Origin of the sequence: Moorella humiferrea, assembly GCF_039233145.1 — a bacterium.
Lineage (GTDB): Bacteria > Bacillota > DSM-521 > Neomoorellales > Neomoorellaceae > Neomoorella > Neomoorella humiferrea.
Map to the genome: position 1 here is coordinate 2525869 of NZ_CP136419.1, position 23078 is coordinate 2548946.

Genomic DNA, 23078 nt, shown 5'->3' on the forward strand with positions numbered 1-23078 from the left:
TTTCACCTCTATAATCGGAACCCGGATCCATTTGGATCCGGGTTCCCTTTGCCGTCGTTTACAGCAGGATATTTGTTAGTTGATGCTCACCGTCTGGGTGGCCTCGTCGTAGTTCACCTGAGCGCCGAAGGCCTGGGCTACCCAGCGGAAGGGCACCATCACGCGGCCGTTGACCAGGTCAGTGGTCACGTCCATGTTAACGGGCGCGCCGTTGATGGTCAGTATCGAGCTGCCCGGGGTGAGCTGGACTACGCGACCTTCTCCGATGAAGGTTGCGGTCTTGCCGTCCCAGAGGATGTTCTCCGGAGCGATGCCCAGGGCGTAGGCCACGTAGCGCACCGGCAGGTAGGTACGGCCATCCTTCGTGTAAGCGGCGACGTCCATGGTGTACTGAACGCCGTTAACAGTGTAGGCGGTGCTGCCGATCACGAAGGAAGCGGAGTATTTAGCACCACCGGGAGCCGGGGTTACGCAAACGGCGTTGACGACCTTAGCAGCGTAATCGTTGCTCTTGAAGAACGGGTCTTCAGTATCCCATTTATCTGTACCGCCATTGTTCGTATCCCAGTATCCCTGATAATTAGTTTCGACTACAGCGCTGCCGCCGATCTTAACTACGACGTCACCTTCGCCCAGCACGCGGTTGATATCATATTTGATGTTGCTGATCTCAATGGTGCTTGCCTCGTTGCTGTCGTCTTTGAACTTGATCTCCAGCACGTCATTGCGGCCGGACGCGCTGTCTACTACATTCACGTCGGTGACTTCCAGATCGCCCTTAGTAACTTTTACGTCAGGCGTTCCGTTGAACTCTATATCCTTCGGCAGGGTGACGGTCAGAGCACCGTCGCTGTCGATGGCGCCAGCTTCGCTTTCAGTGATAACGATCTTGCCGGCGGCTTGAGCCGCTTTACCGATTTGCACGTTCGTCTTATCGGCGGTTACGGTGATAGGAGCAACAACTTTGGCAACAGTAATCTCGCCAGTGAGCCCCTGGCTACCGCCAACCGTAACTTTCAGGTCGCCGGTAACGCCAGCCTTCAAAGCGACAGTGCAGTTCTCAATCGTCAGTTCAGCTTCATTGTCTCCGCTGGTTGCCTGGCCCGTAATGGTGAATTTGGCAGTCCTGTCATCGGTGCCCTGCAGCCCTGAGAAGACAAGATTCAAATTTTGATCGCTGTCAATTATATCGTTTATCTTAAGTTCGGATTTGTTGTCGTCCGGGTTCACGTACTGATCGTCAATCTTAACCCAGCGGGCGTTTTCAGGTAAAGTTAACGTTATCGTCCGGCCAGGAATTAAGCTGCCGGAAAGGACTTCTTTAATCTTGATGTCGCTGATGTCTTGGTCGTTCATGCCGGCAGTAGCCGTCACATTGGAGTCTTCGGCCTCAATGGTGGCTTCATAATCTCCGTAGGTGCCTACTACCAGCTCGGTCGGGCTGACGTCGTAGTCGCCTTTAACTTTGGCAACAATGTCGCCAACTTTCGCATCGTCCGGGTCAGTTACCTTAATCGGCGCCCAGAATTCGAAAGCGGACTTTTGGGTAGATTCATAGTCATTATTTTTATCATTATTAGTATCAGCATAGGCTAGTTTAATCTTCAATGTATCGCCATCAGATGTAATGATAATATTGGCAGTGTTATTAGCCGCTATATCGCCCCATAAAATTTTTGCACCAGTCTCCGTAGAATCGTTGATAGTAGTAGTAGAGACATTTCCCCACTCAAAGCCGTCGGGAAGCTCTAATTTCAGTTGGTCTGTAGCGTTCATTTTGCCTGCAACAGTTTCTTCAACGCGGATCTTTACGTTGCCGCCCGCATCGGAGAAAGATTCGGTCTTCACGGCGCTGACCTTAAGGGCGCCAGCCCCTACCTGGGCGACAACAACTTTGCCGTTCACAAGCTGACCTTTAATGTAGGAAATTGTTACCGGAATATCGCCGCTGTAGCCAGCAGGAACTTTTACGCTATCGAAGGAAATAACGAAGCGCATTTTTTGCCCATTAAATGCATTAGCACTAGTTACTACATTATTATCATAGCCCACAGAAAGTTTAAATCCATTGCCATCAGCAGTAAAGTCGGAGGCAGTAACTACGGCCCCTGGATTGCTGCCATTATAAGCATATCCTGTTACTGTAGTTGTAGATGTAATACTAGTGGCTTGTGTACCAGCTACAGTCAAGCCTTTAATTTCAAAATCAGAAGGCAGTTCAACCCATGCCATATATTGTTGGAGATCAGGTGTAGTAGTAGTAGTAATATAAGCAGGATCAATCTCAACCTGGAATTTTCCAAGGCTAGTAGTGGTATCATCTTCAACTGTAGGTACTTCTAAGGCAGTATAGACAGTACCTACGGCCCCTGCCGTCCCGGCGAAGGGTACCATCAGGCCCACCAGCATGGCCAGGGTGAGCAGGATGGAAATCCATTTCTTCCTCGTCTTTAGCAACTATTTTCCCTCCTTGAGATTTTTGCCCGTATGTAGGGCGCTATGTTGCTTCTCTTTCGGCCCGGGCGGCCCCATTCACCCGGCCCATCCCTCCTTTCCCGTTGGTTTTGCGACCGTTGCTGCGTCTGGAAGCTGCGATTGATGCTGTGATTGGGGGAAACTCCCCAGGGGAGGAATATTCTACACGGCCGTCCAGTTTTCCTGCTGGTTTGGACGGCCTTTCCTCGCCCAACCAGTTAGTTAGACACCCGGTCACGGCAAAAAGTTCCCGCCGCCGGAAAAATTTCCGGGGAAAATTTTAGGGCGCCTGCAGGTAAACCTCCAGGGTCTGCGTTCCCACCCGCCAGGCGGCGTCGGTCACCTTAAAGGTGGTGTCGCCGATCTTGATTTGCGCTCCTATAAGATCGTAGGTCGTGTTGTCGTAGACGAAATGGGAGGGATCGGCAAAGGTGATGAGGTCCAGGGTCCGCCAGTCCCCGGCGGCGTAAATCGCCACGTCGTCGCCGGCACCGTCGCGGTAGAGGGTGTTGTTGAGATAGAATACATATCTTTGCGGCCGGTTGGTGAGGCCACCGATCCAGGTGCCGCTGCTTTCGCTCACTTCCAGGGTGGCCAGGTCAAGATCGGTGTCGTAGTCGACCTCTTCTAGGGCGTAGAACTTCCCGTCAATGCGGCATCCCGCCACATCGCTCAGCTTGTACTGGCGGCCGCCGACACGGATCACGTTGCGCTGCACCACCAGGACGTCCTTCAGGTCGTAGGTGTTGCTCCCGACGAAGATCTGGATCGCGCCGGCGTCCCGGTACTTGCCGTTCACCTTGGCCCAGACGGCCACGGGACTGGACGTGCAGTAGAAAACAAACTTGCCGTCCATATTCCTGGCATCTTTCAGCTTGTAGAAGCTTTTATTCAGGACGACGGTTACCTGATCGGGAGGGTAATTCTTGCCGTCCGCCCTAAAGCTGCCGGAGGCGTCGACGACAGCTTCCCCGAGATCGTAGGCGGTGCCGTCGATAATGAAGAAGAGGCTGCTGACGTTGTCAAGGCTTATAGACCTATTGTCTATAAAGATGGCCGAGATGTCCGATAGATCAAGCCCTTTCCGCACCACCGGGGCGGTGGGTACCAGGTCCAGGCCGATGTTGTCACCGTCGTAATAGATCTTGGTGACGGCATAGAAATTTTCGCCCAGGGCTACGGCCACGGGGGTTGTGGCGAGGTCGTAGTCGCCGCCCGCGACCCTGATGGTGTGTTCATCGAGCACGGCGGCGTCGGAGAGGTAGTAGTCGCCGTTTTTGTTGCCTATGTAGAGTTTGACGTAATCGGCGTAGTATTTGCGGCCGTCGTAGGTGAAGCTGTCCACCACAACGGCATCCGGTTCGGCCGCCACCTCGCCGCCGGCGGCGCTGAGGCGGCAGTTGACATAGCGGACGTTGTTGACAACCAGATCGGGATTGTTCACGGTGGCGCCCAGGGGATAGGTGTAGGCGTTGTTGATGAAGAGCAGGCCCCCTGCTACGCTCAGGGAGGAGATGGGTATGTTGGTCATGTCCCGCTTGAGGTAGACCGCCGTGTTCCCCAGGCTGTAACGGTTGCCCTTAATGTTCAGGGTCGTCAGGGAGCCGCCGCTAGAGGGATTGGTCGCCGCGGGCGGGGCGGACGGGGTGCCGAACTTACCCAGCAAATTGGTCAGCATGGCGCAGGCTTCACCCCTGGTCACGCCCTGGAAGGGACGGAAAGTCCCGTCCGGGTAGCCGTGCATCAGCCCCTCGTCAAAGGCCGTCTTGATGTAGCCCTTGTACATGCTCTTCTCTACCTGGGCTTTGTCTTTAAAAGTGGCCGGGGTCGTGGCAGGTTTTTTCCCCAGGGCCCTGACCATCATGGCGGCGGCTTCGCTGCGGTAGAGGGGGCCGTCGGGCTTCAATCCGTCGGGATACTCGCCGGGGACGAGGATGCCCCGCAGCACCGCTTCGGCGATCTGGGCTCGGGCCCAGTGGTTGGCGGTGTCGCTGAAGGCCGAGGTCTTGGCCCCGGGCGCCGGGGTGATCCCCAGGCAATTGAGCAAGATGCAGATGAATTCCGCCCGGCTGATGGGCCGGTCGGGCCGGAAGCTCCCGTCCTGGTAGCCGTGGACCAGGCCTTTGGCGGCAAAAGCTAGGATGTAATCCCTGGCCCAATGGCCCTGGATATCGTTGAAGCTGGGCGTTGCGGCCCATGCGGCCGCCGGCAGCAGGGCGAAGAGCAGCGCCAGGCATAATAAACGCTTTGCGTTTTTCACCGTTTCCCCTTCCTCCGGTTTGTCCTCCGGCCGGGAGAAATCGGTCGTGGCAGAATTATCCCGGCCATGATCATTTTACCATAACGAACTTTTTAACGGCAATGAAAAAATAAGTGCGTTACCAGGCCGCAAGGGAAGTTGAAAACGTCTCCATCCCCCTTGTCCGAGGTGGGTACGTCCATCTCAAGGACATGGCCGAGGTAAAGGATACTTTCGCCCGCTAGGACAGCTACGCCTTTCTCAACGGCAAGCCTTCCGTAACCCTGGCCGTCTTTAAACAAAGCGACGCCAATACGGTGGTCATGGCCTACAATGTCAAGGCGGAGCTGGCCAGGATCCAGCAGGAGCTGCCCTATAATCTTTCCGGGTATTACTCCGCCGTTCTGGAGGCCGGGCCGGTAAGGTTGCGCCCGATCTTAATGACCTCCCTAACTACCATATTTGTCCTTATACCTTTAAGTCTGGCGTTCGAGGAAAGCTCTGAGGCCCAGGCGGCCACGGCTGTTGTGGTCATCGGGATCATGACCTTTTTTACCTTCCTCACGCTGGTCGTCGTCCCGGTAGTGTCCACCCTATTTGACGACCCCGATCGGCGCCTGACAGCCAGGCAGAAAGTCCATACACGTGCCTATACCGGCTCGTCAGTTGGGGTTTAAAAGATGGCCATGCAAAATAGGGTGAAAGCGAAAAGGGTACGGCGTTGGGCCGGCGGCTGGAGATGCAATAAGGGAGCAAGAGATCCCTTGTTATTTAAGGGTTTCCTGAAAGTATCTTTTGCCCCAAAGATATGGTATAATGATAGCCGGAAGAAGGTGTTTCCATGCCGGAAAACGAAGGGCAGGCGGGGCATCCCTATCACCCCCATGACAAAGGTTACAAGCAACTTCTATCCGACAAAAGGGTGTTCCTGGAACTCATAAAGACCTTCGTCCGGGAAAAATGGGTAGAAACCATTGATGCCGACGACCTCATCCTGGTGAACAAATCCTACGTCTGTTGATTGTCAATAGAATTGACCCACTATGTGCAAATAAAATTGACCCACTTGGGAACAAAAATAATAAGCTTCAAGTCATGCGCCAAAGGGAATGAAGGTATAGTCTCGCTGCCGAATTAACGGTCGTTGGCTGCTTTCAGTTTACCTTTGAGCCGGTAGCTAGTGCCGTTAATATAGAAAATGCGGGCGTGATGCACAAGCCGGTCAATTATGGCCGCAGCCACCACTTGGTCGGAAAATATCTCCCCCCATTCGTTGAAGTTATAGTTGCTGGTCAGGATAATGCTCCCCTTCTCGTAACGCATGGAGACCAGGCGGAAGAGGAGGTTGGCCTGTTCTTTAGTTACGGGCATGTAGCCGAGTTCGTCGATGATTAAAAGGTTCAGCCGGGAGTAACTCAGCAGCTTGTCGAGGAGGCTGCCGTCTTTGGCGCTCAAAAGTAGTTCTTCTAAAAGCTTCTGGGCCGTGATAAATGCTACCCGATATTTAGCCATGCAGGCCTTGATACCTAAGGCCACTGACAGATGCGTCTTGCCGACCCCAGGGGGACCCAGGAAGATGATATTCTCCTTTTTCTCCACAAAATCCAGGGAGCCTAAAGCGATAATTTCTTTTTCCCGGATGGATGGTTGAAAGCTAAAGTCAAATTCCTCCAGGGTTTTGATAAAGGGGAAACGTGCTTTATTGATTTTCGTCTTGACCGTGCCTTCGTTTTTCCTTTTTAACTCCTCTTCAAAGAGGAGGGAGAGGTATTCGGTATAAGAGAGGTTGTTTTGCGAAGCCTTCTCTGTTACCTCCTGGTAATGGGCGAGCATCCCCTTTAGTTTTAAGGCCTGCATCTGATTTTCCAGATAACAGGTTAATTTGTTGCTCATGATACTGCCGCCACCTCGCTCTCCTTTAGGGCATAACAGGAGAGGTCCCGTTTGATTTTACCTGGCGGCATATTGACACTTGCGGGGTCACAAGTATAAGAAAGCGGGGCGACTGCTTTCTGCTCTAAGAGCCTTTTTACGCTGTTTTTGTGATAAGAGCCGATTTTCAAGCATTCTTTGATGGCTGCTATGATATCTTCCCGGTTGTATATGTCTTGGTAGCTTAAGATTTCTGCCAGGTGCCAGTACAGGTTGGCCCCGTTCTTATCACGCAGGCCTTCCAGATACCTTTGGCCGTCTTCGCCGAAGGCGCTGATAAACTTCTCCACCAGGGCCGAGCGCAGTTTCAGTTTCTTTTCCTGGTATTGACGGTTGATGGTTTCGTGTTCGGGGTGAAGGGGACGGGCGGTTTGTTTTTTAAGGTCAAGGTCGAACTCCCCTAAAAGCGCACCTGCCTCGTCATATACCTTCAGGCGCCGGCCGTAGATGTTTTCGACCCACACCCTCCTTAAGCAGTAGCGCATAGGTACGGGGTAGAGATTGCCGTCATGGGATATATAGCCGTCATTGCTCACCTTCCGGGGTTCTTTATGGTGTAAGAAGGCCGGTTCGACAGCAGGTATTTGGAGAAGGCATCCTTTTTCCTCGGCAAACATCTCCTCCGGCGGTCGGCCTAAGCTGCTGTGGGGCCTCTTGTTGTAGGCTTCCTGGAACTCGGAAAGCTTTACAGCGAATTCGTTCAAGTCCCCCACCTCCAGGCCCCGTAGCAGGTGTTCCTGGACATAGTAAAAGGGGCGTTCCACCTTTCCCTTGGTCCGGGCACGGTAGTTGGCGCAAGCCGAAGGCTGGATGCCATATAGCCCGCAGAATTTGAGGAACTCATCATTGTACCGGACGATACCGTCTTTTTGGTGGGTGATGACCATTTGCTTGCCGTTGTCTATCACCAACTCCGGGGCATAACCGCCGAAGAAGTCAATGGCCTCAACCAGAACCCGGATCACGTCGGCGGTGGTGATGCTTAAAGAGAAGGTATAAAATTTCATCCGGCTAAAGGATAAGACCACCTCGTGGAGATATATTTTCAGGGGCTTCCCGTCTACCGGTAACGTCCACACCTTCCAATCGTACTGCATCTGCTTACCCGGGCCGGTTTCCACCCGGGTGGTAGCTAATTTAGCTGCATTATCTTCTGCCTTTATGGACCTAAGATAACGGTGGACGCTGGCTAGGGAGCCTTGATAGCCCTTATCTTTCAGTTCTTTGTAAATCCTTGTGCCGATATATCCCTTGGCAAGCATAATCTTGATTTCTTCCAGAAACTTGTCCAGTTCTTTAACGTACTCCCTAGCTTTAAACTGGGGCGGGCCGGCTTCTTTCAGGTACTTCCTGACGGTATTCCTGGACACCCCAACATCCCTGGCTATTTGCCTGATGCCGACCCCTTGAGCATGCAGTGCCTTGATGCGCTGCCATTTGTACATGCTGACCACCTCTTGTTCCTCCCCCTCTCAGGGGGGATTTTATCACAAGATTAGGTGGGTCAGTTTTATTTGACGATCTAGGGTCAATTCTATTTTACGATCTACACTACGTCCTCCAGGATTTCAGCGAGAAAGAAGCCGATGTCGTCTACAGGCTTAAAAAAAGGGATAAAAACGTCATCTTTTACGTCCTGCTGGAGCTGCAGTCAACGGTAGACTACCTGATACCCTTCCGTCTATTGCTTTACATGGTAGAGATCTGGCGGGAAATCTACAACAACACCCCGCAGGGTGAGCGGGAGAGCAAGACTTTCCGCCTGCCGCCCATCATCCCGGCCGTGCTTTACAACGGAGCCGGCTCCTGGACGGCGGCGCTCTCCTTCAAAGAAATGCTGGACAGTTACCAGGATTTCAGCGGGCATCTCCTGGACTTCCGCTATCTTCTCTTTGACGTCAACCGTTACAGCGAAGAAGAACTTATCAGGGCGGCAAACCTGATCGCCGGTGTCTTTCTCCTGGACCAGAAGATGCGCCCGGAAGAGCTGGTGGGACGGCTGCAGAAGCTGGCGGGTGTTTTAAGGCGGCTAACACCTGATGAATTCCGCCATTTCATTACCTGGCTGAAGAACGTCGTCAAGCCGAGAATGCCCGGAGATTTCAGCGCCAAAATCGACGGCATCCTGAACGAGAGCAATCCCTGGGAGGTGGAACGGATGATTTACAACCTGGAATTAACCCTGGCAGAGATGCAGCAGCAGGCTTTATTGAAAGGCAAAATGGAAGGCAAGATTGAGGGTAAGTTGGAGGGCAAGTTGGAAGGCAAGTTGGAAGGCAAGCTGGAAGCTCAACAGGAAATAGCCAGAAACTTGCTGCTGCTCAACATAGACATTGACACCATTATCAAGGCTACCGGACTTGGCCCGGAAGAGATAAATGCCCTGAGAAGGCAATTGGAAAATTGAGGATGGCGCAGGTCAAAGCCGTCGACCCGGTGGAAAAGAAAAAGCTCACCGGAGAGATGAAGGCCCTGGATCAGCAACTGGCCGCGTGGGATGAAGCGGGTCAGAGACAGGTATTGGCTTTAGTCACTATGAGGGACCGCGAGGTCCCTTGTTTTTATGGCTGCATAGAACAAAATTAAATATAACTTTATGGCTCAATAGTTCATAAAACGGAGTGAAAGCGGAGAGGGTACGGTGTGGGTCCGGATCAGCAATTAAATTATATTTAACAGGGTAATAAATACAAAGTATATTAGGAGAAATTTGACGGCATGGCGAAAAGCTAAATACATTGTTTGCCAGATTGCAGGAGGCCCGCGGCTATAATATACTAGAAATGCAAAATGGGAACTTTTTGTCCTTCAATGTTGTCTAATAAGTGTCCGGGGAATCTGGGCCTCCAGGGGTGTTTTTCTTGAACCTTGGGAGCAAAAAAGCGCCTGGCAAAAAGAATGGCGCCGTTTCCTTCGAAGAACTGGTCCTGACCTATCAGGATAGGGTATATAATTTGAGCTACCAACTGACGGGCAATCACACCGATGCCCAGGACCTGGCCCAGGAGGTTTTTGTCCGGGCCTACATGGGGCTGGATAAGTTCCGGTACGAGGCCGACCCGGGCACCTGGCTGCACCGCATCACCGTAAATTTATTTTTAAACCTGCGCCGGAAAACGGCCCGCCACCCGGCGGTTTCCCTGGACGCCCCCCTGGATACGGGCGAGGGCGAGGTGACCCGCGAGGTGGCCGCCACGGGGGGCGATCCCCAGGAAGCGGTAGAGGAGCTGGAGTTAAAAGACTACGTCCGCAGGGCCTTAAGGCAACTGCCGGCGGAATACCAGGCGGTGCTGGTGCTGCGGGAACTCCAGGGTTACAGCTATGAAGAAATCGCGACTATTTTGGGCTGTCCCCCCGGGACGGTGAAGTCGCGCCTCAACCGGGCGCGGCAGGCCATGAAAGAGAAAGTAATGCAGATGGCTGAGGAGAAGCCGCCTGAGCACAGGCGGCCTTGAGGTGAGGGGTTATGTTCTGCAATGAAGCGCGGGAGCTCTTTTCGCCCTGGCTGGACGGGGAGCTCGCCGCGGGGGAAAGGGAAGCATTACAGCGGCATTTGGCGGAATGCCCGGCCTGCCGCGCGGAGTGGGAGCGGTGGCAGGAGATCTCCCGCGCCTTACGGGAGATGAAGGCGCCGGTGGCGGCGCCGTCGGGCTTTGCTGCGGCGGTTAATGCCAGGCTGGCGGCGCGGACAAAGGGGAGGACCTGGCAGGGCGCGCGGCGCCTGGCGGCCGCCGCCGCGGCCGTGGTCCTGCTGGCGGCCGGCTCCCTAAGCTATGCCGCGCGGGGGTTGTGGCAGCACTTGCCTGTAACCGTAGCCAGCATACAACAAGATGACGGCGGCAAAACAGCCGCCGTCGACCTCCCGCCGGGTACGGGAGCCGATACATTCGTGCCGGCGACGCCAGGCGGGGTCACCGGCCCGGCGGTAAAACAGGACGGGACCAAGCCGGACGAGGGGGCAACTCCTGAAAAGGGGACGGCGCCCGCTGATGCTGTCGGCAATAAAGGCGGGGCCGAACCCCCCGCCGGGGCCGGCACCCCGACGGGCGGCGGCAGCGGCGACCGGCCCACCCGGGTGGCCGGCGCCGAGCCCTACGTAGCGCGCACCTTTTTGAGCGACCGGCGCCAGGCGACCAGCACCATGCTGAAAATCGCCGTCGAGGATATGGCCGGGGCCAAGAGGAAGGCCCTGGGCCTGGCGGCCGCCAGCGGCGCAGCGGTCCAGACGATAGCCGACCAGGACGACGGCCGGGATAAGCGGGCCATCTATCTCCTTAAGGTCGCGGAAGGTAGGGCCGCGTCCCTCCTGTCCGCCCTGGGCCAGGTGGGCCAGGTGACCGCCCAAAATACCAACGTCCAGGACCTCTCCCGGCAGTTCAGCGCCGCCCTGGAGCAGTATCAGGCCAAGGTGGCCCAGGTGAACGCCGCCACCGATTCGGTGGAAAAGGAAAAGCTCACCCGGGAAGCGAAGGCCCTTGAAGAGCAGCTAAGCGCCTGGGACCAGGAAACAAAGCAGCACACGATCATATTATGGCTGGAGACGAATTAGAGGACCCGCGAGGGTCCCTTAAATTATATACGCCATCCATTATCTCTTCTCAGGCTTATACCCAATTCCACGAGCTAACTGGTAATTGATGAATTGATTAAGGCTGGTATTTTCCTCTCTAGCCCTCTCAACCAGCGCCCGGTGTAAAGACCTAGTAGTCCGGATTAATATACGGCCGCTATATTCCTCATCGGATGCTGGCTCTGGAATTGGATCACCATGTTCCAGGGCATCGATCAACCAGCAACGTTTTGCATCTTCAATCATTGCCAGGGCTTCTTCTTTTGTCTCCCCCTGGGAAAGGCACCCTGGCAGCTCAGGTATTTCGACCGCATAACCACCTTCAGGCGAAGGGTAAAGAACTATTCTATAGGGCAATTGCAAGTAATATTGAAGATCTTTATTCATCTTCATCAGCCCCCTCTAAAAGCTTAATAGCCCTAATTACATAGCTCTGTAATACGTATGGCTGCCGATAAGGTATTACTAACTTATATTTTCCCTTTCTGTATATGTAATGGCTTGATCCTCCACCTGGCTGAGATCGTATAAAACCAGCTTTTTGCAAAAGCTTATCTATCTCGTCAAAGCGGACCGTTTTGGGGTTTCTTTTAATCTTTTCTAGCAATTTTTCAAGCTTACCCATGAAGCATTATCCCTCCGGTCCTTAAATTATGATAGCATATAAGATAGCATGCTGCAATAAATATTTATTTCACCCGCGCCAGCACAGCCGCTGCCTGGGCGCGGGTGAGGGGGGAGAGGGGGGCGAAGACGTCCGGCGCCACGCCGCGCATGAGGCCGTATGTCCAGGCGCTGGCCACGGCCTCCCGGCCCCACGTCGGGATTTCGTTCCAGTCGCGGAAGATATCGGCTACCGCTGGAGTAGAAGAGACGGGCGTACCAAATGTACCCAGTGGAGAAGATCCCGCCTTCCCGGCCGGGGATGCCGCCGGGAGCGGCGCGCTCGCTCCGGAGGGAGGGGTGGCCGCGTCTGCGGCGCTGCCGTTCCCGGTGCCTTTACTTACTATCTCCAGGTAACGGGTGAAAAAGGCCGCCGCCTCCACGCGGCTGACGGGCCGCTCCGGACGAAAGGTGCCGTCCTCGTAGCCGGCGACAAGGCCTTTGGCCCCCGCCGCGGCCACAGCGCCCCGCGCCCAGGACGGGATGGCCGCCGCATCGCTGAAGGTCGGGGCTTCTCCGCCGCCGGACGCCCAGCCCGCCAGCCGGGCCAGCATGGCCACCAGCTCCACTCGCCTTACCGGAATGTCCGGCCGGAAGCTGCCGTCCTCGTAGCCCGCCAGGATACCCCGGGCGGTCATTTTTTTGATGTCCGCTTCCGCCCAGTGGCCAACGGTATCCCAGAAGCCCTCTCCCGCCGCGCTTTGCAGGTCGATTTTCCGTCCCGTCACGCCGCCCGTCGCCCGGTCCAGGGCGACCAGGAGAATGCCCTTTTCCCCGGACGGCAGGGGCCGCTGGAAATTCCCCCTAGCGTCCGGGAGGATGATCTCCTGCCCGCCATCGTCATAGTTCAAGTACAGGCGGTCGGCGGTGGTGGTCCCTTTCAGGATGATGCCCCCTACTCCTGGCAGGACTGAAACGGCCAGCTGCGGCGGCGCGGCGCCGGGGAGGCTCGTCGCCGCCACCTGCGCCAGGACGGACCCCTCCAGCCCGTCCAGCAGGGTAAGGTTTACGGGTACCCAGGCCGGCAGGCCGGCGGCGTCCACCCGATAGCCGTTTATGGTGACCAGGGTGCGCTCGCTTAAAGTGTAGCTGCTGCCGTCGGCGGTGCGCAGGAGGCCCTGCCGCCCGTCGACGCTCGCCAGGACTTTTTCGGTTTCGGTAACCTGGCTAGCTATATCCACCCGCCAGGCTTTTTCCTGGCCGGGCACCGCCGTCAGGCGCACCCAGTCCCCCGTACTTAAGGTTACGGCGTCAACCGGCAGGCCCCAGCGGAAGACCTGGGTGCCGTCGTCCAGCTCGAAGAGGCGGAACTGATTGGCGTAATCCATGAGGTAGAGGCGCCGCCGGTCCGGGCTCACATAAAGGACGCGGCCGTAGGTGACGGTGCTGTAGGCCGTCAGGGCTATAGTCTCCCGGCTGCCGGGCATCAGGTTCAGGACCGCCCAGTCGCCGGGGCGGACAGCGGCCATCTGCGCCGGCTCGCCGTCGCGCTTTATGGGCGCGCCGGGGAAGAGGGTATAGGTGGCACCGGTGGCCAGGGTAAGGCTATTGCCGTCTACCCTGGTCACCTGTCCCAGAGCCAGCTCCCTTTTCACGGCGATGTATTCCACCAGGCCCGTTGTCGGGTCGAGAACCAAGCGCACGGCCATACCCGGCACCAGGGACCCTGGTTCGGCCCGCCCGGCGGCGCCGTAAGGCAGGTCGGCCCTGCCGGCGTCGACCAGTTTGTCGGCAAAGGTAACGGCGACATCGGGACTGAAGGTATAGGGGGCATCGCGTCCCAGGAGCCAGAGTTCTCGCTTTTCCAGGTCAATGCGGGCGAGAATGCCTTCCTTTTCCTGGTAGCCGACCAGAACCCGCCAGAGGGTCTGGGTAGCCGGATTGAGGGTGGCGGCCAGGGAAAAGCCAGGCGGCAGGTCCGCGGCTCCGCCGGAACGGTTGTTGACGGAAAGACTCCCGGCGGGATTGAAGTAGTAGCCGCCGGTGCGGGCCTGGCTATTAATTTTCAGGAACAGGTTACCCTGGCCGGTCTCCAGGGCCTGGACGCCGGCGGCCTGCCAGCTCCGGCCTGCTATATACAGGGTTTGCGGCCCCAGGTAGACGTCGGAGCCCGGCAGGATGTGGGCGGCGTCGGCCGGCACCGCTACGCCGTCGACGCAGTTTTTGATGCCCCCGGGCGGTGCGGTAATGGTGCGACCGTCGCTTAAAGTTACGCTGCTGCCGGCAGCAACGGCGACAACCCCCCGCTCCAGGGGCTGGCCGAAGGCCAGGGCAAAATCCTGGACCGGTTGTCCGGTGCCGGGCAGGGCGCTTTTGTTGACGGTTACGGCCTGTACTTTAACGATGTAAGTGCCAGGGGGCGGGTCTTTTATGTAAACTTTCTCCAGATTGTTGCGGCGATCGGCTTTGCCGGCACCGGTGTAATCATTACCGAAAAACTGCCGGCCGTCGGGCGCAATTACCACCATGTCCAAATCGTTGACCAGGGCGGCCTCGCCGGGTGTTCCGGCCGGATCGGTCCAGGCCAGGGTGGCCCGGAAGGGCGCCGCCGTATCAGTCACCGTCACCTGGAAGGTCATCTCCTGCCCCGTTGCCAGGCCGTCGCCGTAGTCGACGAGATGCATGGTCTTTTCTTCCAGGGCCAGGACCGTCCCGGCCAGATCCAGGATGCCGGGAAAGGCGTCCGTCGGTCCCTCCGGCGGCGTCCAGGCGCAGCCTACCAGGGCGGCCTTCATCAGGGCGGCCGAGGGGTCCGCGAAACCTATGCTTTTCAAATACTGGCGCAAAACCGCCGCCGCTCCACCGGCCACGGCCGCGGCCTGGCTGGTGCCGTCCTGGACCGTATAGCTTTCGTTGGCCGGGAAGTTCCCTTCCACCTGGCGGGAGCGGGGGGCGACGATGCCCGTGCCTGGTGCCAGGATGTCGGGTTTAAGGCGCCCGTCGCCGGTGGGACCGCGGCTGGAAAAGTCGGCCTGGCGCCGGGCGTCGTTGGCGTCGGGGCTGAAGGCCGGCCGTACGGATTCGCTCGCCCCCACCACCAGGGCGTTCTTGCTGTTGGCCTCTGTCGTCAGGGTCCCCTGGACCGGCCCGCTGTTGCCGGCGCCGAAAATAGGCAGGAAATCGGGATGCAGGCGGACAAAGCTGTCAATCTGGGCAGCAGCGTCGCGGTAGGCGTTGGGGCCGCCGCCCCAGCCGTCGACGTGGATGCGGACGCCGGCATCGTAGGCGGGGCGGAAGAGGCGGGAAAGGTCTTCAGGGATCGCCATTTCGCCCCTGGAGTTCAACAGGCCCTGGAAATAGATGCTCGCCCCTGGGGCGATGCCGCGGTACTGGCCGTTTGAGGCGGCACCGGTGCCGGCGATGATGCCGGCCATGTGGGTGCCGTGGCCGACAGGGTCGTCGGCCCTTTCCCGGTCGGCCCAGCTCTTGAGCATGACCACCTTGGGCATCTGGCCGGGAGCGCCCTGCAGGTCGGGGTGAATGTCGCTGATGCTCCCGGCATCCAGGCCGCTGTCGGCCAGACCGACAATCTCGCCCCGACCGGTAAGGCCGGCCGGCGCCACCAGACCGGGCGCCGCAAGGGGGCGGGCCCCGATAATATCGGCGGCGCGGTCGGTGAGGAAGCCCCGGCCCTGCCGCCCGGGGGGATGTCCCAGGAGGACTAAAAGGAGCAAGGATAAAGAAAGGTAAAGGAGAGCGACAACGTTCTTTGTTTTATGTAAACTATAAGATTCTTTGCTCATATGTATAACTCCCCCAGGCAAATTGAGCCCTGCGGTAAGGCCGGTGCCCGTTATATAATGGTGCCGAGGACAATTGCCCAAGGGCCCAGGCCCATGACGGGCACGGGCCTTTAGCCCCCTTTGGCCTGCCGCATCACCGCCATCATAAACTTCGGCAGGGCCGCAGTCCTTTTGACCCGGGCGGGTTCCCGGAGCACCCGGTACAGCCACTCTAAATTCAGCCTCTGCACCCAGGCCGGCGCCCGCTTCGCCCTTCCGGCCAGGACGTCGAAGCTGCCGCCAACGCCTACGGCCACCGGCACGCCGAGCTCTTTGAGATGCGCGGCGATCCAGTACTCCTGCCGTGGGGCTCCCAGGGCCACAAAGAGGATGTGGGGCCGCGCCGCCTTGATGTCCGCGATAAGGCGGGGCATCTCATCACGCGACAGGTAGCCGTGGGCGGTGCCGGCAATCACCAGGCCGGGGTTTTCCCTCTGAAGTCTTGCCGCCGCCTCCTTCGCCACGCCCGGAGCGGCGCCGTAAAGGAAAAAGCGCCAGCCCTGCCGGGCGCCTTCGGCGGCCAGGGCCTGGAGGAGGTCGATGCCCGTTACCCGCTCCGGCAGAGGCGTCCCGAGCTTCCTTGCCGCCCAGAGGATGCCGGCGCCGTCGGCCGTCACGAGATGGGCGCGGTTGATGACGGCTTGCAGCTCCGGCTCACGGGAGGCCCGGTAGGCGATTTCGGCGTTCAAAGTGACTATGTGATGGGGGGTACCGGCGGCGATAAACTCCTTCACCCGGTCTACGGCCGCGGCCAGGGTGAGGACGTCGACCCGGCTGCCCAGAATATAGCAACTTGACATAAAACCGAAGGCTCCTTCTGCCAAATAGCAAACTTCATCCCGCCCGCCTGCGCCCGCGCCGAGCGGTGGCGGTTCCCGGACGACACGGCCTTTACCTCAGGTTAGGAATGGCCGCCAGGGTTTCCGCCAACTTCGCCTGATCTACTAGAAAATAGCTGATGCCGTTTAAGTACCGCCCCTCGCCAGGCAGGGTGTGGGCGTTGACGGCGCTGCCGTTTAAATCCTTCATGCTGAGGGCCAGGGATAGCATTTCCTTTACGCTCAAATTGGTGGTGACTTCCTTGCTGATTTCGTTGATCAATTTGGGGATCTTGGGGATGGTGCCAAGCTTTAAAGTCTGGTCGACCAAGGCCTTTAAAAACTTCTGCTGGCGCCCGATTCTGGTGATGTCCCCTTCAGGATCGAAACGGTAGCGCACATATCCCAGGGCGTCGTGGCCGTTTAAATGCTGGAACCCCGGCCGGAGGTTGATGCCTTCCTCCGGATAGTACATGCGCTTGTCCACGTCGATATCGACCCCGCCCAGGATGTCGATGATCCTGGCGAACCCCTGGAAGTCCACTTCCACATATTTATCGACGTGGGTGCCGAGGAAATCGTTGATGGTGTCCATCAATAGCTGGGGGCCGCCGTAGGCGTGGGCGGCGTTGATTTTATCATAGCCGTGACCAGGGATTTTCACCCGGGTGTCCCGGGGAATGGAGAGGAGGTCGACCCCGGGTTTCTGGGGATCGAGGACCGCCAGGATGATGGTGTCGGAGCGAGAGGGCTCGTTGGCCTGACGGCGATCAACCCCGATGAGGAGGATGGTCTGGGGCCGGTTAGGTGCCGCCTCGGCCACGCCGTCCGTCTTGTCACTCCGTCCCAGGCTTAAGTCTCCAGTAATCCACAGGGCGGCCAGATGGTAACCGGCGAAGGCGAAGGCGGCAAAGATAAAAAGGGCCAGCACGGTCAGGCTTAAAACCAGGGGGAAAGTGCGTTTACGGCGCCCCTTGGCCAGGGCCGCCCCTTCACCCCAAAACTCTGTTTGCGGCCTTTCTGACGTTGCCATGGACTTTCCTCCAGACTTTATAGACGTTTTGCGTCCCTGAAAGGTTTCAACGTGGTTGATAAAGAAGGGGCGCTGTCATACGCCCCTTTATGCCGTTGCCGCCATAACAGTTTTAAATTCGACACAAAGGCCGCGATTCCTTTCGTCACTTTTTTGTCCTGACGAGGAGAAATAATTGCAATTTTTTTTCAAGCTATAATTCACAAAGTACCCGGCTTTATGCTATAATAAAAACGGGGGAAACGAGAGATACTATTTAACAAAAGAATATAGTTTTCTGCCATAGCCCCCGTTTACTTATTTATAACGAAGAAGGGAGGCACCAGCAATGCTAAAGGACATCCAGCGCAATCTCCTCCGCGAACGCAAGGCGCTCTTGGAGCAGTGGGCCTACGCTTCGGAAAAGGATCGGCCCCACCTGCTTGTCAGGATCATGGACATTGACGAGCAGCTCGAACTGGGTAAAGTAAAGAGCAGGCCCCGGGCCAGGCTTCCCAAGCGAAATGTGGTCTAGGAGGAGTAAGAAAAGGCGCGGTTTTCCACCGCGCTTTTTCGCTTTTATTAACGGCCGATTCCCTTTAAGACCACTGCCGCCGCTTCGGCGGCGACGGCCTCCACATTTAAGGTTTCTTTGCCGTAAAAGGCGAGGCGGTGGCCCAGGGACAGTATAAATCCGGTGATAAAGGCGGCCGCAAGCTCCGGAGGCACTGGCCGCATCTCGCCCCGTTCCGCGGCGCCCTTAAGGTATATTTCCAGGCGGCGGCGCAGTTCCTCGTTGGCGGCCAGGAGCAGCCGGTGGGTGGCGGCGTCGATGGGCGGGTAGTCGCTTAAGAGAATTCTGGCAATTTCCCGGTTCTCCTGAAAGTAGGCGAGGTTCTCCCGAAAAAAACGCTGCAAAAAATCCGCTAAGGTCGGCTCGCGCGTGATTTCCTGGAGATGGTCCAGGTGGTCTTTGAGGAGCTGGAGCAGCAGCTGCTGGAAGAGGTCTTTCTTGCTGCGAAAATACTCGTAGACCGTCCCCTTCCCCACCCCGGCGGCCGCGGCGATGTCGGCTATTTTGGCCTGGTAAAACCCCCGCTCGGCAAAAACGCCGACGGCGGCCGCCATGATCTGCTGGCGTTTGTCCTCCGCGCCCCGGTTCACGCTCCTCCCCTCCCCTCTGTCCATTGTTGCCATATCTCCTACACCTCTACCCCCCGCCGGCGCCCCGGGGAACCGAAAAGATGCTTTAGTCCCCGGCCGAGGTCCTCAAAAATAGTGTAAAGGACCGGCACCAGGATGAGAGTCAGCACCGTTGAAGCGAGCAAACCGCCCACGACGGCGGTGGCCAGGCCGGCTTCCATTTCCGCCCCTTCGCCGATGCCGGCGGCCAGGGGCAGCATGGCCAGGACAGTGGTCAGGGCCGTCATGAGGATGGGCCGCAGGCGGGTGCGGCCGGCCGCCAGGATGGCTTCTTCCCGCGGCATTCCTTCCCGCCGCAGGACGTTGATGTAGTCGACGAGGATGATGGCGTTGGAAAGGACGATGCCGGCCAGCATGATGACGCCGATAAAGGCGACGACGTTAAAGGTCCTGCCCGTAAACATAAGGGCGGCCACCACCCCCGTCAGGGATACGGGAATGGAAAACATGATGATGAAGGGATGGAAGAAGGATTCGAACTGGGCCGCCATGACCAGATATACCAGGACCACGGCCATAATGAGGGCCAACCCTAGCTGGCCGAAGGTTTCGTTCATCATTTCCGTTTGGCCGGTGTAGTCGACGCTGTAGCCGGGCGGCAGCTGGAGCTGGGCCATCTGGGCCTGCACGTCTTTTAACACCGCCGCCAGTGGCCGCGTGCCGTTCAAATTGGCTGTGATGCTGGCCACCCGGTCCTGGTTGTAGCGGTAGATGGTGCTGGGGGTGGTGTCCAGCTTCAAATCGGCAACGGCCTTTATGGGCACCTGTACTCCCAGGGGTGACAGGACCGTCAGGTTTTCCAGATCGGCGATGCTGTGACGCAGGCCTTCTGGCAGGGAGACGCGGACGTCATACTCTTCACCACCGGTGCGGTAGCGGGTGGCCACCGTGCCGCCGACGGCCGTGGCTACCGCGGCGCCTATCTGTCCGGCCCCCAGCCGGTACAGGGCGGCCCTTTCCCTGTCGACGATGATTTCCACCTGGGGCCGCCCTTTGCTGATACTGTTTTCCACGCCCGCGGTTCCGGGTACGGCGGCCACCAGCTGCTGTCCCTTTTCGGCCAGCTCTTTCAGCCGCTCGAGGTCAGATCCATGAATATCCACCTGGATGGGGGCCCCGCTCATGGAACCGCCGAAGCTGGAGGTGGCGGTCACGTTTATTTTGGCGCCGGCAATTTTACTGGTCTGAACGCGGATTGCCTCCGCCACCTCGGCGGCACTGCGGCGGCGCTGCTCCAGGGGCACAAGGTTGATATTAAGGCTGGCCGCCTCCGGCGTCTCGCCGCTCATAAAGGTATGCGTACCTCCGGAGCTACCGATCTGCTGGTAGATGCTCTGAACCTCCGGCTGCTGCCGGACGATGTTTGCTACCTCGTCAGCCACCGCGGCGGTGGTTTCCAGGCCGGTGCCCTTCGGCAGTTCAATGGTGACGGTGACTGTTCCTTCGTCGGTAGCCGGCAGGAATTCCACCCCGACGGCCGGCACCAGGGCCAAGCTGGCGATGAACACAGTCGCCACCGCCGCCACCGTCAGCTTGCGGTGCCTCAGGGCCCAGCGTAAAAAGCGGCTGTAGGCGCCGCTCAAGCGCACCATCCACAGACCGTTAACCAAGCCGTGCCAGAAGCTGCGGGCCTCCACAGGTTCGGGGGGTAGATCGCCGGCCAACAGGCGGGCCGCCACCGTGGGCGTAACGGTCATGGAAACGGCCAGGGAGGCCATGAGGGAAAAGGCTACCGTCAGGGCCAGGGGGCCGAAAATCTGCTTGGCCATGCCTTCGACGAAGGCAATGGGCAGGAAGACGGATACGGTGGTCAGGGTGGAGGCCACCACGGCCGTCAGGACCTGGCGGGTGCCCGCCACCGCCGCCGTAAAGGGGTCCCTTCCTTCCTGGCGGTGGCGGTAGATGTTGTCGAAGACGACGATGGCGTCGTCGACCATGCGCCCTATGCCCAGGGAAAGGCCGCCCAGGGTCATCATGTTTAAAGTCATCTTGCCGAAATAGACCAGGACGAAGGTCGTAATTACCGAAATAGGAATGGTCAGGCCGATGACCAGGGTGGCGCGCAAATGGCGTAAGAAAATGAAAATGATGAGCATGGCTAAGAGACCGCCGAGGAACATATCCCGGTAGACGCCGCCGATGGCCCTCTCAATATATTGAGATTGGTCGACCACGGGAGTGAGGGTCACCCCCGGGGGCAGTTCCTTCTGCAGCTCCTGGACGGCCTGTTTGACGGCATGGGCGATTTGCACCGTGTTGCCGCTGGTCTGCTTCTGGATGGAAATGCCGACGGCCGGGCGGCCGTTGTACAGGGCATATTGCTGCCGCTCGGCATGGTAGTCACGCACTTCGGCTATATCCCCCAGGCGCACGGGCCCAGAGGGGGTCGAGATGGATATCCGGCGAATCTCTTCCAGGTCCTGAAACTCGCCGTTCACGCGGACCAGGACGTCCTTGCCGGCGTCCGCCACCTTGCCGGCGGAAAAGGTGTTGTTTTCGGACTGCAGGGCCTGCACCACCTGGCTGATGGAAAGGCCGTAAAGTTGCAGCCGGGCCGGATCGACCAGCACCTGGATCTCCCGCTCCAGCCCCCCGGTGATGTTAACGGCGGCCACGCCGTTCAAGCGTTCAAGGCGGCCTTTAACAGTGTTCTCGGCCAGGTCTTTCAGACGTTCCTCGTCCATGTCACCATAGAGGGCCAGGGTCATCACCGGCATCATGTTGGGGTCGAATTTGACGACCGTCGGCTTCTCGGCGGCATCCGGCAGGAAGCGCTCCACCTGGTCCACCTTTTCCCGCATGTTGAGGGCCGCGAAATCCATATCCTGGCCCCATTCGAACTCCAGGAGGACGATGGAAGTGCCGGACATGCTGTACGACAGTATGTTTTTAACGCCCTGGACCGTGCCCAGTACGTCTTCCAGGGGCCTGGTCACCGCCTTTTCAATTTCTTCCGGCCCTGCCCCCTGGTAAGAAGTGATCACCGCGGCATAGGGAAGATTTAAGTTGGGCAAAAGATCGATGCTCAGGCGCGCAAGGGCCATGCTCCCCAGGAGGAGGGCCACGATGACGGCCACGGTTACGGCCACCGGGCGTTTGACCAGGGCCTCAAGCCAGTTCATTCCTTGGCACCCCCGTTCACCACTTCTACCGGCTGGCCTTCGCTGATGAAGTCTTGTCCTTTGACGATAATGCTGTCTCCGGCGGTCAGGCCTTTAACTATCTCCACCTTTTCGTCGCCGGCAACACCTGTGGTGACGGGACGGCCTACTGCTTTACCGTCAACGACGGTATAGACCACGTCCTGGGTGCCCCTTTTGACGACGGCGTTTTTGGGAACGAGAAGGGCATTGTCAACCCGCCTGGTGGTGTAGGTAACCGTGGCGGTCATTCCCGGCTTAACCCCTGCAGGGGGATCGGGAAGATCGATCTTCACTTTGAAGACGCGCGAAGCTTCTTCGGCCGCCGGACCTACACTTGCCACACGGCCTTGGAGCTTCCCGTCCACCGCCGGGATTTCCACGTTTACTTCCCCGCCGGGTTTAAGGTAGTTGACGTCTTCTTCGGTGACGCCGATCTCCACCTGCAGACTGCCGGTAGTTACCAGGGTGACCAGGGGCCCCTGGGCCAGGGCCCCAGGTTCCACCAGACGCGCCGCCACCTCGCCGTCGACGGGCGCCTTCACATATGTATTATCCAGGGCTGTCTGGGCCTGGCGCACCCCCGCCTCGGCGGCGGCAATCCGGGCACGGGCGGCCTCCATGGAAGCGCGGGCGGCGGCCAGATTCTCCCGGCTGACGGTGGCTGCCAAGTTAGCGGCGTCCAGCTGCTGCCGCGAAGCGGCCCCCTGATCGTAGAGGGTCTGGATGCGCTGCAGGTTGGCCGCGTCCATGGCCGCCTGGGCTTCGGCCTGCTTCAGGGCGGCCCCGGCCTGCTCCAGGCCCAGCTGCGCCTGCTCCAGGGTCGCCTGGGCCTGCTCCAGACTCGCCGCTTGGACGGCGTTGTCCAGTTCGGCTATTACCTGGCCCTGGCTTACTTTATCACCGACGTTTACATAAACGGCCTTTACCTTGCCTGTGGCGGCAGCCATCACCTGGACCGTGGTCCCGGCCCGGACGATGCCCGTTACCCTTACCATTTGGGCGATGCTGCCTCGCTTGACCTGCGCCAGCTCCACCGCCACCGGCGGAACTGCCGTCGCGCCGGCCTGCTTTTTGCTGCCGCATCCCCCGAGGATGGCGGCCAGCATGACGGCCGCGATGATGCAAAAAAACGCCTTTCTCCGTCCCCTGTTCACTGCCCTGTTCCCCTCTCCTCTGCAATTTTCTCCTTTTCAATTCCGACCGGACGGTCGGTCACTTTTTCCATTATACAGCATCCTCAT

The 23078-nt window shown here is 58.3% G+C and carries 18 protein-coding genes and 1 pseudogene; 7 read left to right on the forward strand and 12 right to left on the reverse strand.

Features of this window, described 5'->3' with window-relative positions; all coding sequences use genetic code 11:
* Positions 1-75: 75 nt before the first annotated feature.
* Positions 76-2457 carry a copper amine oxidase N-terminal domain-containing protein gene (locus MHFGQ_RS13020; protein ID WP_106004857.1) on the reverse strand — a complete coding sequence of 794 codons (2382 nt, stop codon included), beginning with the start codon at positions 2455-2457 and terminating at the stop codon, positions 76-78.
* Between the two features lie 298 nt (positions 2458-2755).
* On the reverse strand, positions 2756-4735 hold the full coding sequence (locus MHFGQ_RS13025; protein WP_106004856.1) for an S-layer homology domain-containing protein: 1980 nt from the start codon (positions 4733-4735) through the stop codon (positions 2756-2758).
* A gap of 302 nt (positions 4736-5037) precedes the next feature.
* Here MHFGQ_RS13025 and MHFGQ_RS13030 point away from each other — a divergent pair, with 302 nt between their 5' ends.
* Together MHFGQ_RS13030 and MHFGQ_RS13035 are read left to right on the forward strand one after the other, a co-directional pair.
* A complete protein-coding gene (locus MHFGQ_RS13030; RefSeq protein WP_106004854.1) occupies positions 5038-5391 on the forward strand; it encodes an efflux RND transporter permease subunit in 354 nt (117 codons plus the stop codon).
* Positions 5392-5555: 164 nt separating this feature from the next.
* Positions 5556-5729 (forward strand): annotated as a pseudogene (locus tag MHFGQ_RS13035) (Rpn family recombination-promoting nuclease/putative transposase); the annotation flags it as partial.
* Between the two features lie 119 nt (positions 5730-5848).
* On the opposite strand, the gene istB reads toward MHFGQ_RS13035, so the two are convergent.
* Complete coding sequence (istB, locus tag MHFGQ_RS13040) at positions 5849-6607, reverse strand: IS21-like element helper ATPase IstB (RefSeq protein ID WP_106006221.1); 759 nt, start codon at positions 6605-6607, stop codon at positions 5849-5851.
* Complete coding sequence (gene istA / locus MHFGQ_RS13045) at positions 6604-8091, reverse strand: IS21 family transposase (protein ID WP_106006222.1); 1488 nt, start codon at positions 8089-8091, stop codon at positions 6604-6606. The genes istB and istA overlap by 4 nt, the downstream gene beginning before the upstream one ends.
* A gap of 86 nt (positions 8092-8177) precedes the next feature.
* Between istA and MHFGQ_RS13050 the strand changes: the two genes are divergently transcribed.
* From MHFGQ_RS13050 to MHFGQ_RS13065, 4 genes are all read left to right on the forward strand, one after another.
* Positions 8178-9053 (forward strand): Rpn family recombination-promoting nuclease/putative transposase, encoded by an 876-nt coding sequence (locus MHFGQ_RS13050; protein WP_245907906.1) that lies wholly within the window; start codon positions 8178-8180, stop codon positions 9051-9053.
* Positions 9054-9055: 2 nt separating this feature from the next.
* The gene (locus MHFGQ_RS13055) at positions 9056-9232 is read left to right on the forward strand and encodes a hypothetical protein (protein WP_170066386.1); all 177 of its coding nucleotides are present in this window, start codon (positions 9056-9058) and stop codon (positions 9230-9232) included.
* Positions 9233-9498: 266 nt separating this feature from the next.
* The gene (locus MHFGQ_RS13060) at positions 9499-10101 is read left to right on the forward strand and encodes an RNA polymerase sigma factor (protein ID WP_422879856.1); all 603 of its coding nucleotides are present in this window, start codon (positions 9499-9501) and stop codon (positions 10099-10101) included.
* A gap of 11 nt (positions 10102-10112) precedes the next feature.
* Complete coding sequence (locus MHFGQ_RS13065) at positions 10113-11195, forward strand: anti-sigma factor family protein (RefSeq protein ID WP_106006252.1); 1083 nt, start codon at positions 10113-10115, stop codon at positions 11193-11195.
* Between the two features lie 39 nt (positions 11196-11234).
* On the opposite strand, the gene MHFGQ_RS13070 is transcribed toward MHFGQ_RS13065, so the two are convergent.
* The 5 genes from MHFGQ_RS13070 to MHFGQ_RS13090 all read right to left on the reverse strand — a co-directional run bounded on the left by MHFGQ_RS13070 (position 11235) and on the right by MHFGQ_RS13090 (position 17512).
* Complete coding sequence (locus MHFGQ_RS13070; RefSeq protein ID WP_106006253.1) at positions 11235-11603, reverse strand: type II toxin-antitoxin system HicB family antitoxin; 369 nt, start codon at positions 11601-11603, stop codon at positions 11235-11237.
* Complete coding sequence (locus tag MHFGQ_RS13075; RefSeq protein WP_062280629.1) at positions 11596-11841, reverse strand: toxin HicA; 246 nt, start codon at positions 11839-11841, stop codon at positions 11596-11598. Before MHFGQ_RS13075 ends, MHFGQ_RS13070 begins: the two co-directional genes overlap by 8 nt.
* Positions 11842-11905: 64 nt before the next feature.
* Positions 11906-15622, reverse strand: a complete 3717-nt coding sequence (locus MHFGQ_RS13080) for a S8 family serine peptidase (protein ID WP_106006254.1) — start codon at positions 15620-15622, stop codon at positions 11906-11908.
* A gap of 110 nt (positions 15623-15732) precedes the next feature.
* A complete protein-coding gene (locus tag MHFGQ_RS13085) occupies positions 15733-16461 on the reverse strand; it encodes a WecB/TagA/CpsF family glycosyltransferase (protein WP_106006255.1) in 729 nt (242 codons plus the stop codon).
* Between the two features lie 91 nt (positions 16462-16552).
* On the reverse strand, positions 16553-17512 hold the full coding sequence (locus MHFGQ_RS13090; protein ID WP_106006256.1) for an LCP family protein: 960 nt from the start codon (positions 17510-17512) through the stop codon (positions 16553-16555).
* A gap of 328 nt (positions 17513-17840) precedes the next feature.
* On the opposite strand from MHFGQ_RS13090, the gene MHFGQ_RS13095 reads away from it, so the two are divergent.
* Entirely contained in the window at positions 17841-18026 is a 186-nt protein-coding gene (locus MHFGQ_RS13095) for a hypothetical protein (RefSeq protein WP_106006257.1), read from the forward strand.
* 47 nt (positions 18027-18073) lie between these two features.
* Here MHFGQ_RS13095 and MHFGQ_RS13100 read toward each other — a convergent pair whose 3' ends face one another.
* The 3 genes from MHFGQ_RS13100 to MHFGQ_RS13110 are packed head-to-tail and all read right to left on the reverse strand — an operon-like array spanning position 18074 to position 22991.
* Entirely contained in the window at positions 18074-18655 is a 582-nt protein-coding gene (locus MHFGQ_RS13100) for a TetR/AcrR family transcriptional regulator (protein WP_106006258.1), read from the reverse strand.
* A gap of 38 nt (positions 18656-18693) precedes the next feature.
* Positions 18694-21816 (reverse strand): efflux RND transporter permease subunit, encoded by a 3123-nt coding sequence (locus MHFGQ_RS13105; protein WP_106006259.1) that lies wholly within the window; start codon positions 21814-21816, stop codon positions 18694-18696.
* Positions 21813-22991: an efflux RND transporter periplasmic adaptor subunit gene (locus MHFGQ_RS13110; protein WP_170066387.1), complete on the reverse strand. Its 1179-nt coding sequence runs from the start codon at positions 22989-22991 to the stop codon at positions 21813-21815. Before MHFGQ_RS13110 ends, MHFGQ_RS13105 begins: the two co-directional genes overlap by 4 nt.
* Positions 22992-23078: the final 87 nt, after the last annotated feature.